This is a genomic window from Hoeflea sp., assembly GCF_039975035.1.
In the GTDB taxonomy this organism is placed as follows: Bacteria; Pseudomonadota; Alphaproteobacteria; order Rhizobiales; family Rhizobiaceae; genus Hoeflea.
Genome location: NZ_JBDWHW010000137.1, coordinates 1 through 15,248 on the forward strand (window position 1 = coordinate 1; position 15,248 = coordinate 15,248).

The window sequence follows — 15,248 nt, forward strand, 5'->3', positions numbered from 1 at the left end:
CGGACGCCTGCTGTGGGAGGTCCCGGCCATCGTGCAGCGGCTTTGGGGCATCTGCCCGGTCAGCCATCCCCTGGCCGCAGCCAAGGCGATGGACATGATCTGCGGCGTGGACGTATTGCCACCGACGGCGGAGAAAATGCGCCGGCTGATGCATTACGGACAGGTGATGCAGAGCCATGTGTTGCATTTCTTCCACCTCGCGGCACCCGACCTGCTGTTCGGCTTCGGTGCGCCGGCGGAAAAGCGCAACATATTCGAGGTGCTTCGCGAGCACCCCGAACTTGGCCGCCGCGCCATCATGATGCGGAAATTCGGTCAGGAAATCATCGAGGCGACAGCTGGCAAGAAAATTCATGGCACCGGCGCGATTCCCGGCGGCATCAACCGCAATCTGCCGATCGAGACGCGGGATGCGTTCCTGCGCCAGATCGGTGAAATGGAGCAATGGGCCAGCGACGCGCTGGCGCTGGCGCGCAATTACACGCTGGAGCATGCCGATCTCGTCGGGACTTTCGGTTCGTTTCCCTCAAATCACATGGCGCTTGTGCGCTCAGACGATGGCGCGCTTGATCTCTACAACGGGCGGATGCGCGCGATCGATCCCGCCGGGGCTACGATATTTGATGGTGTGGACTGTTCTGATTATCACGACTTGCTGGTCGAGGATGTGCGGTCGTGGTCCTACATGAAGTTTCCGTTCATCAAGTCACTGGGGCCGGAAGCCGGCTGGTACCGTGTCGGCCCGCTTGCCAGGATGAATACGGCGGACTTCATCGACACGCCCTTGGCCAATGACGCGCACAAGGCGTTAAAGGCAGTGACCGGCGGGGCGCCGAACAATTCGACGCTGACCAGCCACTGGGCGAGGATGATCGAAGTTCTGCATTGCGTCGAGAAAATCCGCGATCTGCTCAACGATCCGGATCTGCAGGGTACCGACCTTGTGGCGACCGGGGACCGGCGCGAGGAGGGAATCGGCGTCCTTGAAGCGCCGCGCGGCAATCTCATTCACCACTACAAGATCGATGAAAATGACCAGGTGACCTATTGCAACCTGATCGTGTCGACGACGCACAACAACGAGGGCATGAACCGGGCGGTCAAGAATGTGGCGACACAATACCTCTCCGGCCAGGACAAGATCACCGAAGGCATGCTCAATCACATCGAGGTCGCGGTCCGCGCCTACGACCCCTGCCTTTCCTGTGCCACCCACGCCCTGGGCCAGATGCCGCTGCAAGTCGAGTTGTTTGACGCTGATGGCCGGTTGGTCGACAGCAGGACACAGTCGTATTGATGCGGGTGCTGCTTATTGGGTATGGCAATCCGGGGCGGGGCGACGATGGCCTGGGGCCTGCATTTTCCGCTCGGATCGAAAGCCGCGATCTTCCCGGTCTGGATATCGATACCGATTACCAGCTTACTCCCGATCACGCGCTGGCCGTGGCCGGTGCGCACAAGGTGATTTTCGCCGACGCGCTGATCGGCAGCGATGCACCGTTCACTTTCACGAAGATTGAAGCCGGCACCCAAGCTGAGCTTTCGAGTCACAGCCTGTCGCCGCTGTCCGTGCTTTCGCTGGCGGCGATGCTCTACGGCAAACGGCCGCAATCCCATGTCCTGGGCATTGCAGGCCATGAATTTGGCGAGATCAAGGAGGGGCTGAGCGCAGGCGCGCAAGGCAATCTCGATCTGGCCGAAGCTTTTTTCGTCGAGTGGTATCTGAACGCGGACGGATCACCGTGAGCGAATCGCGGGCGCCGTGCCTGCTCCAAGCGTGCGGCGTCAGTCGCGTGTGGAGGCGAGCGTGGTCAGTTGGTGTCCTTCAACCAGGGTAATCTTCTGGCGTCCGCCCTTGATCCAGCCTTTCGAATCCCAGCCGCTGAGCAGGCGGGATACCGTGTGCAGGGTCGTCCCGGTCATGTCGGATATGTCCCGCCGCGAGATCGGGAAATCAATCTCGATGCCCTCATCAGTCTTGCGTCCGGTCTCGCGGGCAAGATTGATAAGGGCATTGGCCACCCTTTGTTCGACTCGCTCGGTGGCCAGTTCGACAACCCGGTCCTGCGTGGAAATCAACCGGTTGCCCACCATGGCGTAGGTGTTGGTGGCGAAAGCCGGGTGTTCCGCAACAATGGCGTCCCAGGATCTGGATGGCCATGCGAGCACCACGCAGTCCACCGCAGCCACAGCATTTGCCGGATAGGTGTCGCGACTGATCGCCTTCGCGATGCCGAACAATTCGCCTGTGGCAATGTATCTGACGATGACCTGTTCGCCGTCGGGTGTCACCTTGACCACACGCACATAGCCATCAAGCAGCAGAAAGAACGAGTGGGCGTCTTCGCCCTCCCGGAAAACGTAGCTGTTCTTCGGGTGCCGGAACGAGGTGGCACGCGCAATCATGTCATCGAGGGAAGCCCTGCTCATTCCTGCAAAGGGGGGCAGATCCGCGAGAAGTGAAGTATCAAGACGGCGCAAATCTTTCCTCCAGCTTGCGACAATGCAATGATCGGGTTTGCCAGACTGTTAGGGACTCGGGTGCGCGAAGGCAACCGAAACACGGCGGCTCTCACCATTAACTGACAACGGATCCCATGATGGCAATTCCACGAACTCGCAAATACACCGGACCGGCTATTCTCAGTTATGGTTTTCGTCCGTTCTTTCTTTTCGGGGCGCTTTATTCGGGGCTATCGATTTTGCTGTGGCTGCCGCAGTTTTATGGCGAACTGGCGCTGGCAACGCTGTTCGCGCCGGTCGATTGGCATGTGCATGAACTCTATTTCGGCTTTCTGCCGGCAATCGTCACCGGATTCCTGTTTACAGCGGTGCCCAACTGGACCGGCCGCATGCCATTGCAGGGAAACGGACTGCTGGCGCTGGTCCTGCTTTGGCTGGCGGGACGGCTGGCCGTAACCTTCTCAACATACATCGGATGGCAATCGGCGCTGGCTGTTGATTGTGCCTTCCTGGTCGCCGTGGCCTTTGTGATCGCCCGTGAAATCATCGCAGGGGCCAATTGGCGCAACCTGAAAGTGCTGCTGCCGTTGCTGATTCTGACACTGGCCAATATCAGCTTTCACCTGGAAGCACATTACAACGGCGTTTCCGATATCAGCCGCAGACTGGCGGGGCTTGCCGCAATCACGCTGATCATGCTGGTTGGCGGCCGTGTCATTCCCAGTTTTACGCGCAACTGGCTGGTGCGTGAAAATCCGGGGCGATTGCCGGCTGCTTTTTCGCGCTTCGACATGGTCTCGATTGCTGTCGGAATAGGCGCGTTGATGCTCTGGACCGCGGTCCCTGACTCCGGGGTGACGGCGGCATTCATGGCCATTGCCGCTCTGCTGCACTTCCTCCGGATCGGACGCTGGGCCGGCGAACGCGCCTTGCGCGATCCGCTGGTCTGGATGCTGCATGCGGGTTATCTGTTTATTCCCGTCGGGTTTGTGCTGATTGCAGCATCCATCCTTGCGCCCGAATCGATTTCTCCGCTTGCAGGAGTGCATGCGCTTGGAGCCGGCGCTGTTGGCGGCATGACGCTGGTGATCATGGTGCGTTCGTCATTGTCACATACGGGCCGGAGACTGCGTGCCGGTCCCGCAGTCACCATCATGTTCGTGGCGGTGCTGGGCGCAGTGGTCTCGCGAATTCTGGCAACCATGATCGACAGTCATGCGGACCTGTTTTTGCATGTCGCGGCCTTCGCGTGGATGACCGCGTTCTGTGGGTTCGCCGTTGTTTTCGCGCCTGCGCTGATGTCGCCGCGCCGGTCCGTCAAGGCCTAGCGAATCGCTGTCGCCACGACAGATGATCGCCCGAACCATTCGTACTTTCCGATTCGGGTTGGCATAGGATGCGAAGAAACAAAGATCGTCCAAACTGCCTTGCTAACCGGGAGAGGACAAACTGGTTTGAGGAGATCGGGGCGCTCAAGATAAATCGTATATTTACATAGATTTATATAGTATTTTTCGACGTTTCCGGACGCTTATCATCCGCAAGTTTGCGCAATGTCAAAGACCAGGCGTTCGCGAGCATCTATGGTCGCAATATTAATGATGAAGTGAGTTGAAAAATGATGGCCAAGCCAATCAGTTGCCGTAGTTGGGTGATTGCGGCATTCGTGATGATCGCAAGCTTTGTGTTTGGCGCCTCGGTTGCGCAGGCCGAACCTCTGGTTACCCAATTTCTGGACAAGGTCAGCGTCAGCGACATCGTTCCCGGCGCCACAGACTACGGTCAATTGCGCTCGGATCTTCCGGTGGTCGAGGCACTGAAGGACGGCAAGGTCGTCGGGTATGTATTTCTGACCTCGGATTTCGTCACGACCACCGGCTATTCCGGAAAGCCGATCCACACGCTGATGGGTGTCGATGACAATGCGATGGTGACGGGAGTCCGGCTGGTCAAGCATTCCGAACCTATCGTGCTCGTCGGTATTCCTGAATCGAAGATCACTGCGGTGACCGAAAAATATGCCGGACTCGATCTGATCGCCGAGGCCGCTGCCGGCGGCTCGGCGCATGATCTTGATATCGTTTCCGGCGCCACCGTGACCATCATCGTCATCGACGATTCCATCGTGCGGGCCGGGCTGAAAGTGGCGCGGTCGCTTGGTCTGGGCGGGCTTGAACCTGAATTGGCGAGCTCCGGGCCGACAAAGATGCTTTTGGTGCCGAGCGGCGACGATGTTTCTGTTTCCGACTGGCAGACGCTGGCCGGCGATGGGTCGATCCGCAGCTTGCGGCTCGATATCGGACAGGTGAACGCCGCCTTTGAAGAGACCGGCGACGCCCGTGCCATCAAGCGCCCGGAAAAGGGCGCGCCTGAAGATACTTTCATCGACATGCAGGTGGCGCTGGTCAGTGCACCCGAAATCGGCCGCTCCTTGCTCGGTGACGATGAATACGCAAATTTGCAGGAATGGCTCGACGAAGGCGACCAGGCCATTCTGGTGGTCGGTCGCGGCAAATACTCCTTCAAGGGGTCGGGCTATGTGCGCGGCGGCATCTTCGACCGGATTCAGCTGATCCAGGGCGATACCGCTGTCCGGTTCCACGACAAGCAGCACAGGCGCATCGGCAAACTGGCGACGGAGGATGCGCCATCCTTCACAGAACTTGATATTTTCAAGATCCCCGCCGACACCGGATTCGATCCGACCGAACCGTTCCGGTTGCAATTGCTGGTGCAACGCGCCGTTGGCGCCATCGACAAGACCTTCATCACCTTTGATCTCGGCTACCGGATTCCCGACCGCTACACGGAAAAGCTGGCGGTTGACGCTCCGGTTGCAACAAACCCGCAGATCCAGAGTGACGTCGCGGTATCGAATACCAGCGAACTGAGCCATTTGTGGAAACGGATCTGGCTGCAAAAGCGCGTGGAAGTCGTCGTGCTGGTGGGCGCTCTCTTGCTTCTGACCGGGATTTTCTTCTTCCAGATGCAGGTGACGAAGTATGAGCGCTTCACCTACTGGTTCCGCGTCGGCTTTCTTGTCTTCACGCTTGTCGGGCTTGGCTGGTACGCCAATGCGCAATTGTCGGTGGTCAATGTGCTGGCATTCTTCTCGGCGGTGATGGCGGGCTTCTCCTGGAACGCCTTCCTGATGGATCCGCTGGTCTTCATCCTCTGGTTCTCGGTGGCGGCGTCGCTGCTGTTCTGGGGCAGGGGTGTGTACTGCGGCTGGCTGTGCCCGTTCGGGGCGCTGCAGGAACTGACCAACAAGATCGCGCGTTTGTTCAAGATCCCCCAATACGCAGTTCCGTGGGGCCTGCACGAGCGCCTGTGGCCAATCAAGTACATGATCTTTCTTGGACTGTTCGGCCTGTCGCTCTATTCGCTCGAAATGGCGGAGCGCTACGCGGAAATCGAGCCGTTCAAGACCGCGATCATTCTGAAATTCCAGCGTGGCTGGCCGTATATCCTGTTCGTGGTCGTGCTGCTCGGCGCAGGCCTGTTTATCGAGCGTTTCTACTGCCGCTATCTGTGCCCGCTCGGTGCGGCGCTGGCGATCCCGGCGCGGCTGAGAATGTTCGACTGGCTCAAGCGCTACAAGGAATGCGGTGATCCGTGCCAGCGCTGCGCCAAGGAATGCATGGTCCAGGCCATCCATCCCGAGGGAAACATCAATCCCAACGAGTGCCTTCAGTGTCTGCACTGCCAGGTTCTCTACCAAAGTGCGACCAAGTGCCCGGTGTGCATCAAGAAAGAAGCCAAACGGGAAAAATTCCGCAAGCGCAACGGCATGGACCCGATTGCACCGCCAGCAACGGGCAAGGGACAGCCGCTCGTGGGAACCAATCCGACATCACAGTCAACAACCTAAAAGGAGACAACACATGTCAGCCGAAGAAACCAAAAGAAAAGGCCTGTCACGGCGCTCTTTGATGACCGCCACAGCCGGTGGAGCCGTTCTGGCCGGATCAGGCCTGGGCTCTGAACTGTTCAGTGGTGCGCTTGTCACCAAGGCACACGCTGCATCGCCGAAACTGAACTTCGAACCGGGCGAACTCGACCCCTATTATGGTTTCTGGTCATCCGGCCAGACCGGCGAACTGCGCATTCTTGGATTTCCGTCGATGCGCGAGCTGATGCGGGTTCCGGTGTTCAACCGCTGCTCGGCGACCGGCTGGGGTCAGACCAATGAAAGCCTGAAAGTGCTCACCGAAGGTCTGACCGAAGAAACCAAGACGTTTCTCGCCGCCAAGGGCATGAAGACCTATGACAATGGCGACCTTCACCATCCGCATATGTCGTTCACCGACGGCACCTATGATGGTCGTTACCTGTTCATGCAGGACAAGGCCAACACCCGCGTCGCCCGCGTCCGCTGCGACGTGATGAAGTGTGACAAGATCATCGAGATTCCGAACGCGCAGGACATCCACGGCATGCGGCCGCAGAAATTCCCGCGAACCGGCTACGTCTTCGCCAATGGCGAGCATGAAGCACCGCTGGTCAATGACGGCACAATACTGGATGATCCGTCGCAGTACGTGAATATCTTCACCGCCATCGACGGCGATGAAATGAAGGTGTCCTGGCAGGTGATCGTGTCGGGTAACCTCGACAACACCGATTGTGATTACCAGGGCAAATATGCGTTCTCGACGAGCTACAACTCGGAGATGGGCATGAACCTTGCCGAAATGACCGCAAACGAGCTCGACCATGTGGTGGTGTTCAACCTGAAAGCCATCGAGGAAGGAGTTGCCGCCGGCGACGTACAGGTTCTCAACGGCATTCCGGTTATCGATGGCCGCAAGGGACAGAACAAGAAATACACCCGTTACATCCCGATCCCCAACAGCCCGCACGGTGTTAACGCCGCGCCGGACAAGAAACACATCATGATTAATGGCAAGCTGTCGCCGACGGTTTCGGTGATTGATGTGACCAAGGTCGACGCCCTGTTCGAAGACGACGCCGATCCGCGCTCCTGCATTGTCGCCGAGCCTGAATTGGGACTTGGTCCGCTTCACACCGCATTCGATGGCAAGGGCTTTGCCTACACGACGCTGTTCCTCGACAGCCAGATCGTCAAATGGGACATCGACAAGGCTGTTCGCGCCTTTGCCGGTGAGGATGTCGACCCGATCGTCTCCAAGGTCGATGTTCATTACCAGCCGGGCCACAACTCGACCTCGATGGGTGAAACCGCCGAGGCCGATGGCGAATGGCTGATATCGATGAACAAGTTCTCCAAGGACCGGTTCCTCAATGTTGGCCCGCTGAAGCCGGAGAACGAGCAGATCATCGACATCTCGAGCGATGAGATGAAGGTGGTTCACGACGGCCCGACCTTTGCCGAGCCGCATGACGCCATCATTGTACGGGCAGACATCGTCAATCCGGTCAATGTCTGGTCACGCGAAGATCCGATGTTCGCCGATGCCTATGCCCAGGCGAAGGCCGACGGCGTGGACCTCGATTATGACGACGTTGTCATCGAGGACGGCAACAAGGTCCGCGTCTACATGACATCGGTTGCTCCGCAGTTCGGCCTTGAAAAATTCACGGTCAAACAGGGTCAGGAAGTCACGGTGTACGTGACCAACCTTGATGATGTGGATGACGTGACCCACGGCTTCTGCATTTCAAACTACGGCGTTGCGATGGAAGTGGCGCCGCAGGCGACAGCGTCGGTCACGTTTACTGCGAACCGTCCGGGCGTTCACTGGTTCTACTGCCAGTGGTTCTGCCATGCCCTGCACATGGAAATGCGCGGTCGCATGCTCGTCGAACCTGCGTAACATCTAGGACCATAAGAACATGAACCTGACCGCCCGCACATTTGCAGTGCTGCTTGGAACCACGCTCCTCGCGGATATGGCGTATTCCGCCGATATCCGCGTCGAGCCGGGCCCAGATGCACTGGTGCGGACGGTCGAACTGGCCCGGCCGGGCGACAGGCTGCTATTGTCCGGCGGAACCTATCGGGGCGGTATCACCTTGACGAAACCGCTTGAAATTGAAGGCCAAGGCGATGCCCATGTGGTTGGCACGGGCACAGGCTCGGTGATCACCATCGATGCGCCGGACGTGATCATCGAAGGTTTGAAACTGACGGGTTCAGGCACGTCGCATCAAACCATCGACAGTGGCGTGCAGATGACCAAGAAGGCTGTGCGCGCCATCGTTCGCAACAATCAGATCGAAGACAATCTCTACGGTGTCGACATCCATGGCGCGCGTGATGCGCTTGTTGAAGGCAACACCATCATTGGCGGCGATGACCGGTTGATGAACCGGCGCGGCAACGGCGTCTATGTCTGGAACGCGCCCGGCGCCACGGTATCGGACAACACGATACGCCAGGGCCGGGACGGCATTTTCGTCAACACCAGCCGAAAGAATACTTTCACCAACAACCGCTTCGAAAAACTGCGCTTTGCCATTCACTACATGAATGCCGATGACAGCGAGGTGTCGGGAAACATCTCGATTGGCAACCATCTCGGTTACGCCATCATGTTTTCCAAACGCGTGACCATGCGCGACAACATCTCGCTTGATGATCGCGATCATGGCATCATGCTCAATTACGCCAACAATGCCGTCATCGAAGGCAATGCCGTGGTCGGCGGCGGTGAAAAATGCCTGTTCGTTTACAACGCCAACAAGAATCGCATCAAGGACAACCGCATTGAAGGCTGCGAGATCGGCATCCATTTCACTGGCGGATCGGCGCGCAACGAGATTTCCGGCAACGCCTTTGTCGGCAACCGCACCCAGATCAAGTTTGTCAGCACCAAGGACCATGTCTGGTCCGGCAATTACTGGAGCGATCACGCGGCTTACGACGTCAACGGCGACGGCATCGCCGACCAGCCGTTTCGCCCCAATGACGCGATGGATCAGGTGTTGTGGACGCAACCCTCGGCGAAGCTGCTGCTTGGCAGCCCGGCGGTGCAACTGGTGCGCTGGGCGCAGAGCGAATTTCCGGCATTGCTGCCCGGCGGCATTGTCGATGACCGGCCCTTGATGAAACCGCATGAGTTGCCCGAAACCGCGCGCAACTGGAAAGCCAACCTGCAATGAGCGAAATCGTCAAAGCCTCAAATGTCAGCATGAAGTTCAAGGCGGTTGATGCGCTGACGGATGTCTCGCTCAGTGTGGCGCCGGGCGAACAGGTTGCGCTGCTGGGCCACAATGGCGCGGGCAAGACCACGCTGTTCCGCCTTATCCTCGGGTTCATCAAGCCAACCGCCGGCTCGATTTCGATTGCCGGTTTTGAACCGGGCAGCGATTCGGCGCGGCGCACGGTTTCCTATCTGCCTGAACAGGTTGCATTCCCGAAAATGCTGACCGGTCGCGAGGTCGTCCGCTTTTACGCCAGGCTCAAGGGAGCGGCGCTCGACGATGTGCAGTCCGTGCTCGACAAGGTCGAGCTCGTCGAGGCGGCGGACCGGCGCGTCGACACCTATTCCAAGGGCATGCGGCAACGCCTTGGTCTGGCGCAGGCGCTGGTCGGCAAGCCGGATTTGCTGCTGCTCGACGAGCCGACTTCCGGCCTCGATCCGCTTTCGCGGCAGCATTTTTATGACCTGATCGCCGACGTCGCGCGGCAGGGCGGTGCGGTGCTGCTGTCCTCCCACGGTCTGAGCGAACTGGAAGCCAAGACCGACCGGGTGGCGATCCTGCGCCAAGGCCGGCTTGTTGCCAACGGACCACTGGCAGAGCTTCAGCACGAAGCCGATCTGCCGATCCGGATCCGTGTCAGAACCTCGGCCACTGCCATCGACAGGGTTCATGCGGAAATCGGCGGCGGACGCATCAACGGCGCTTCGGTGGAGGTCTTCTGCGACCGCGGCGACAAGATGCGCATGCTGTCAAAGATCAGCGGGCTTGGCGCGCAGGTCGAAGATGTCGATGTCGCCGCCCCGACGCTGGACGAAGTCTACCGGTATTTCTCGAAGATCGGGGCTGACGAAGCTCCGCAAAGAGGGCTGTGATGCACGGCGTTGTGACCATAGCTGCAACGGAAATCCGCATCGGTCTGCGCAACCGCTGGATTATCCTGTCGTCGTTGATCCTTCTGGCGTTCGCGCTCATTCTCGTCCAGCTGGGCAGCGCGCCCGGCGGCGAGGTCAAGACCGACGCGGTCACCGTGGTGGTTGCCAGCCTGTCGACGCTCTCGGTCTATCTGGTGCCGCTGATTGCGTTGTTGCTGTCGTTTGACGCCATCGCCGGGGAAATCGACCGCGGCACGCTGCAGCTGGTGCTCGCCAGCCCGGTCTCCCGCGGCGCCGTGCTTGTCGGCAAGTTTTTGGGCCACGTCGCGGTTCTGGGCATTGCCGTGAGCTTTGGTTACGGCATTGCCGGGCTGGTGGCCTTTTTCGCCAATGGCGGCGGTGATGGCAGCGCATTGAGCGGCGTCGGCCGCCTGATTGCAAGCTCGATGGTGCTCGGCGCCACCTTCATAGCCATCGGCTATATCGCCAGCGCCAGCGTGCGACAGACCGGAACCGCGGCGGCGCTGGCCATTGCGATCTGGCTGTTTGCCGTGGTGCTTTATGATCTGGCGCTGCTCGGTGGCCTGCTGGCCAGCCAGGACGGGTTTTTCGCCCGCGATGTTTTTCCCTGGTTGCTGGTGTTCAATCCGGCGGATGCGTTCCGGCTGTACAACATGAGCGCCATCGATGCGGCCGCAGTGGGCAGCAATCTGGGTGGCAATGTGGGGGCGTCGTTGCCCTTGTCAGGTCTTGCGACCATGCTCAGCCCAGTCGCCTGGACCGTCATCGCACTGGGGTTTGCAACCTTCATTCTCAAGAGGATCAGGCCATGAACACGCTTGTCAGGCTGGCAGCCATTGCCGCCGTGGCGATCACCGTTGCGGCATGCAGCGAACAGGAAGCCAGGATCGAGATTCCGCAGCCGGTGGCGCTGACGGAGGAATCGGTCGGGCATTATTGCAACATGACCATTCTGGAGCACACCGGACCCAAGGCGCAGATCCATTTGGCAGACAACCCGCATCCGATCTGGTTCAGCCAGGTCCGTGACGGCATCGCCTTCCTTCGCTCGCCGGAAGAGCAGCAAGACGCGGTTGTTGTCTATGTCAATGATATGGGCAAAGCCACCGAGTGGGATTTTCCCGGGGATGACACATGGATTGATGCCGGTGAGGCCTGGTTCGTGATCGGGTCGCGCAAAACCGGGGGCATGGGAACCCCGGAAGTCATTCCGTTCGGCGAAGAACAAGCCGCAACAGCTTTCGCGGCCGACAATGGCGGCATGGTGGTTCGCCTGGCAGAAATCCCTGATGCTTACGTTCTTGGCCCTGTCGGGCTTGATGCCGAAACATCCAATCCGGTTACAGGAGCGATCCAATGAACCTCAACCGCCGCCGCTTTATCAGCATTACGGCAGGCTGCCTGCTCGGTGCCCAGCATGCGATCGCATCCGAGACGACGGGCGCGCGCTGGCAGGGAATCGCTCTGGGGGCCCATGCAGACCTGCGTCTGGTGGGGTTGCCTGCGCAGGAGGCCGAGAGCCTGCTTGTCGCGGCGCGTAGCGAGATCGAGCGGCTGGAGCAGCAATTCAGCCTCTATCGCGCTGACAGCGCGCTGGGGCGGCTCAATGCCACCGGTGTGCTGGAGCAGCCGGGACCTGACATGCTTGAACTGTGTTCACTTGTTTCCACGCTGCATCAGGCAAGTTCGGGACTGTTCGATCCAAGCGTCCAGCCGCTGTGGATGGCCTATGCACGCGCGCAAGGCACTCCGGAGAAGAAGGACCTGGCCGCGGCCCGGGCTTCGACCGGATGGAGCAAGGTCGAGGTCTCGCTGGACCGTATCCGGCTCGTGGCAGGCGCGGCACTGACCTTCAACGGCATCGCGCAGGGCTTCATTACCGACCGGGTTGTCAGCCTGCTCAAGGCGCGAGGTCTTGAGACAGGGCTGATTTCCGTCGGCGAAATTGCCGCCGTTGGCGCCTCGCCAACCGGGAACGGCTGGGCGATCGGGCTGGCGGATCACGAGGATGACCCGGCCGACGCCACCATCTATCTGCGTGACAAGGCGGTAGCGACCTCAAGTCCGAACGGAACAGTGTTTGGAACCGGACCTGCCGGACATATTCTCAACCCCGCCACCGGCATGGCCGCAGCGGCGAATTGGCGAAGGGTCAGTGTCATTCATCGCTCGGCAGCAGTTGCAGATGGACTGTCCACGGCGGCAGTGCTGCAAAGCGCGACGGAAATTCGCCAGATGGCGCGCCTGTTCCCCGATGCAGCGGTGCGCGCAATCGATCAGGACGGTGCTTTGCTGGCTGTATGAGCGGCAGCTTATAGACCGGATGGTTGTTGACAGAGCTGATCTGGGCCATCCGGTTGGCGCGGCAAGGCGGTTGTGCGGCCGGTCATGCGGGAAGACGCAACCCAATCGGTTTCGTTGTTGCAAGGCCAGCCCCTGACACATTGGCCGGGCGCTGTGGTTTGTGCTCCGAATTGCCTTACCCACACAGTCCTGACCTTGGGACCGGACGCAATGCTTGTTTGCGGAACGCGGTTAGATGACGTCACCCGACCATGCGCCCGGAATTGTGACAACGCGCTGGACCAATCGCGGCGCAGCTCAAGGCTGCTTGTTCATTTCAACGGGAAACGATGGTGGGCGATGAGAGACTCGAACTCCCGACATCCTCGGTGTAAACGAGGCGCTCTACCAACTGAGCTAATCGCCCTCAGATCGGTGGCGCCTGCTTTAGGGGGTTCGCGGCGGTTCCGCAAGACAAAATCTTGATTGCCCCCCATCAAAGTTGTCCAGGCGCCGCTTCGCACCTGTCTCATGGCCATCAAGAGGGGCGGGTTTTCGAACAAGTTGGAACTTTGTCGTTTTTCCTTCGCAAACTTGCTTGACACCTCTCGGCGAACGCCGTAATCAGCCGCTCACGGAACGGCGGTCACCCACTGTTTCGTTTGAAAAATGCGCGGGTGTAGCTCAGTTGGTTAGAGTGCCGGCCTGTCACGCCGGAGGTCGCGGGTTCGAGTCCCGTCACTCGCGCCATTTTTCAAAACGCAGGGCCTTTGCCCTGCCAGCCCGCCGGGCGCGATAAGCGGCAACCCCTCTTCATCAACGACCTGATTGCCCGATGAGCGGGACAAAAACGGCCACCAGGCCTTGATCGCCTGCGTGAAGGACTCGCCGCTGCATTTGACGGTCTTTTTCAACTGACTTTCGTGAGCGCAATGCCATGGTCGCGGACTAGTCTTGGCGCGTGAGTGATTCTGTTTTAACGTCAATCGGCGGGACAAAATCGCAAGCTGTTGAAAATCCTCGCAAGGTATTTATCGTCAGGTGCGACAATGCGGCGCGAAAGCTGGTACTAAGGACTCAATTCCTTCGCGCGCTCTTGCGCAGGGTGCCGGGCTGCGCTAACCACGCCGCGTTGCAACATGATCAGCCGCACAGGTGAGGGGCCGGCTCCAGACCTTCGGGTTAAGGCAGGGGCTTCGACTGTGACGGATACAGGAACGGACGTCATGACGGAACTTCTGGGCGCTTATGTGCCGATTGCTATTTTCATCGGTCTGGCTTTGGTTATCGGTCTGGCTTTGCTGATCGCGCCTTTCGCGATTGCCTACAAGAATCCAGATCCGGAAAAACTCTCCGCTTACGAATGCGGCTTCAACGCCTTCGATGACGCGCGCATGAAATTCGATGTGCGGTTTTATCTGGTTTCGATCCTGTTCATCATTTTTGACCTCGAAGTGGCGTTCCTGTTTCCATGGGCGGTATCGTTCGGCGATATCGGCTGGATCGGCTTCTGGTCGATGATGGTGTTTCTCGGCGTGCTGACGATCGGGTTTGTGTACGAATGGAAAAAGGGAGCTCTCGAATGGGAGTGAGCAACACACCGATGGTGGCGCCTGCGCCCAAGGGTATCATTGACCCCAATACCGGAAAGCCGGTCGGCAGCGACGATGTGTTTTTCGGCGAGATCAACAATGAGCTTGCCGACAAGGGATTTCTGGTCACGTCTACGGATGAGCTGATCAACTGGTCGCGCACCGGATCGCTGATGTGGATGACGTTCGGTCTGGCCTGCTGCGCGGTCGAGATGATGCAGATGTCGATGCCGCGTTACGACGCGGAACGATTCGGCTTTGCGCCGCGGGCCTCACCGCGCCAGTCCGACGTGATGATTGTTGCCGGAACACTCACCAACAAGATGGCGCCGGCGCTCAGGAAGGTCTATGACCAGATGCCCGAGCCGCGTTATGTGATCTCGATGGGGTCATGCGCCAACGGCGGCGGTTATTATCATTACTCCTACTCAGTTGTGCGCGGTTGCGATCGGGTGGTGCCAGTGGATATCTATGTTCCCGGGTGCCCGCCGACTGCCGAGGCATTGTTGTACGGTGTGCTGCTTCTGCAAAAGAAGATGCGCCGCACCGGCACGATAGAACGCTAGGAGAGCGAATGATGAGCCAGGCTCTCAAGGAACTTTCGGATTATCTGGGCGAAGTCAAAGGCGAATTGTTCGACAGCGCCGAGATCGCCCATGACGAACTCACGCTGCTTGCTTCGCCGGTGACGCTGATCGAGTTGATGACATTCCTGCGCGACGACGCACAGTGCCAGTTTGTCAGCTTCATCGATATCTGCGGCGTCGATTGGCCGGCCCGGCCCGAGCGCTTCGACGTGGTCTATCACTTGCTTTCGCCGCGCCAGAATTTGCGCATCCGCGTCAAGATCATGACGTCCGAGGACGCGCCGGTTCCCTCGCTTACAGCG

General features: G+C 59.2%; 14 protein-coding genes and 2 tRNA genes. 14 read left to right on the forward strand and 2 right to left on the reverse strand.

Features of this window, described 5'->3' with window-relative positions:
- Positions 1 to 1,297, forward strand: a 1,297-nt coding sequence (locus ABJN75_RS11700; protein ID WP_348439773.1) for a Ni/Fe hydrogenase subunit alpha, incomplete at its 5' end; no start/stop codon positions are given.
- Positions 1,297 to 1,746 carry a hydrogenase maturation protease gene (locus ABJN75_RS11705; RefSeq protein WP_348439774.1) on the forward strand — a complete coding sequence of 150 codons (450 nt, stop codon included), beginning with the start codon at positions 1,297 to 1,299 and terminating at the stop codon, positions 1,744 to 1,746. The genes ABJN75_RS11700 and ABJN75_RS11705, both read left to right, overlap by 1 nt.
- Before the next feature lie 39 nt (positions 1,747 to 1,785).
- Here ABJN75_RS11705 and ABJN75_RS11710 read toward each other — a convergent pair whose 3' ends face one another.
- Positions 1,786 to 2,481, reverse strand: a complete 696-nt coding sequence (locus tag ABJN75_RS11710) for a Crp/Fnr family transcriptional regulator (RefSeq protein ID WP_348439775.1) — start codon at positions 2,479 to 2,481, stop codon at positions 1,786 to 1,788.
- Positions 2,482 to 2,600: 119 nt separating this feature from the next.
- Here ABJN75_RS11710 and ABJN75_RS11715 point away from each other — a divergent pair, with 119 nt between their 5' ends.
- From ABJN75_RS11715 to ABJN75_RS11750, 8 genes are all read left to right on the forward strand, one after another.
- Positions 2,601 to 3,791 carry an NnrS family protein gene (locus ABJN75_RS11715; RefSeq protein WP_348439776.1) on the forward strand — a complete coding sequence of 397 codons (1,191 nt, stop codon included), beginning with the start codon at positions 2,601 to 2,603 and terminating at the stop codon, positions 3,789 to 3,791.
- Between the two features lie 341 nt (positions 3,792 to 4,132).
- Complete coding sequence (locus tag ABJN75_RS11720; RefSeq protein ID WP_348439777.1) at positions 4,133 to 6,334, forward strand: 4Fe-4S binding protein; 2,202 nt, start codon at positions 4,133 to 4,135, stop codon at positions 6,332 to 6,334.
- 13 nt (positions 6,335 to 6,347) lie between these two features.
- The gene (gene nosZ, locus ABJN75_RS11725; RefSeq protein ID WP_348439778.1) at positions 6,348 to 8,261 is read left to right on the forward strand and encodes a TAT-dependent nitrous-oxide reductase; all 1,914 of its coding nucleotides are present in this window, start codon (positions 6,348 to 6,350) and stop codon (positions 8,259 to 8,261) included.
- 19 nt (positions 8,262 to 8,280) lie between these two features.
- A complete protein-coding gene (locus ABJN75_RS11730) occupies positions 8,281 to 9,549 on the forward strand; it encodes a nitrous oxide reductase family maturation protein NosD (protein ID WP_348439779.1) in 1,269 nt (422 codons plus the stop codon).
- On the forward strand, positions 9,546 to 10,463 hold the full coding sequence (locus tag ABJN75_RS11735; protein ID WP_348439780.1) for an ABC transporter ATP-binding protein: 918 nt from the start codon (positions 9,546 to 9,548) through the stop codon (positions 10,461 to 10,463). Before ABJN75_RS11730 ends, ABJN75_RS11735 begins: the two co-directional genes overlap by 4 nt.
- On the forward strand, positions 10,463 to 11,296 hold the full coding sequence (locus ABJN75_RS11740; protein WP_348439781.1) for an ABC transporter permease subunit: 834 nt from the start codon (positions 10,463 to 10,465) through the stop codon (positions 11,294 to 11,296). Before ABJN75_RS11735 ends, ABJN75_RS11740 begins: the two co-directional genes overlap by 1 nt.
- Complete coding sequence (locus ABJN75_RS11745; RefSeq protein ID WP_348439782.1) at positions 11,293 to 11,844, forward strand: nitrous oxide reductase accessory protein NosL; 552 nt, start codon at positions 11,293 to 11,295, stop codon at positions 11,842 to 11,844. Before ABJN75_RS11740 ends, ABJN75_RS11745 begins: the two co-directional genes overlap by 4 nt.
- A complete protein-coding gene (locus ABJN75_RS11750) occupies positions 11,841 to 12,788 on the forward strand; it encodes an FAD:protein FMN transferase (protein ID WP_348439783.1) in 948 nt (315 codons plus the stop codon). The genes ABJN75_RS11745 and ABJN75_RS11750 overlap by 4 nt, the downstream gene beginning before the upstream one ends.
- 330 nt (positions 12,789 to 13,118) lie before the next feature.
- On the opposite strand, the gene ABJN75_RS11755 is transcribed toward ABJN75_RS11750, so the two are convergent.
- Positions 13,119 to 13,194 (reverse strand) — tRNA-Val (locus ABJN75_RS11755).
- 246 nt (positions 13,195 to 13,440) lie between these two features.
- On the opposite strand from ABJN75_RS11755, the gene ABJN75_RS11760 reads away from it, so the two are divergent.
- From ABJN75_RS11760 to ABJN75_RS11775, 4 genes are all read left to right on the forward strand, one after another.
- Positions 13,441 to 13,517: transfer RNA gene (locus tag ABJN75_RS11760), tRNA-Asp, on the forward strand.
- Between the two features lie 476 nt (positions 13,518 to 13,993).
- Positions 13,994 to 14,359 carry an NADH-quinone oxidoreductase subunit A gene (locus ABJN75_RS11765; RefSeq protein ID WP_348439784.1) on the forward strand — a complete coding sequence of 122 codons (366 nt, stop codon included), beginning with the start codon at positions 13,994 to 13,996 and terminating at the stop codon, positions 14,357 to 14,359.
- Entirely contained in the window at positions 14,350 to 14,925 is a 576-nt protein-coding gene (locus ABJN75_RS11770) for an NADH-quinone oxidoreductase subunit B (RefSeq protein WP_348439785.1), read from the forward strand. The genes ABJN75_RS11765 and ABJN75_RS11770 overlap by 10 nt, the downstream gene beginning before the upstream one ends.
- An 11-nt stretch (positions 14,926 to 14,936) precedes the next feature.
- Positions 14,937 to 15,248 (forward strand): NADH-quinone oxidoreductase subunit C (locus ABJN75_RS11775; RefSeq protein WP_348439786.1); only part of this gene is annotated, 312 nt, incomplete at its 3' end.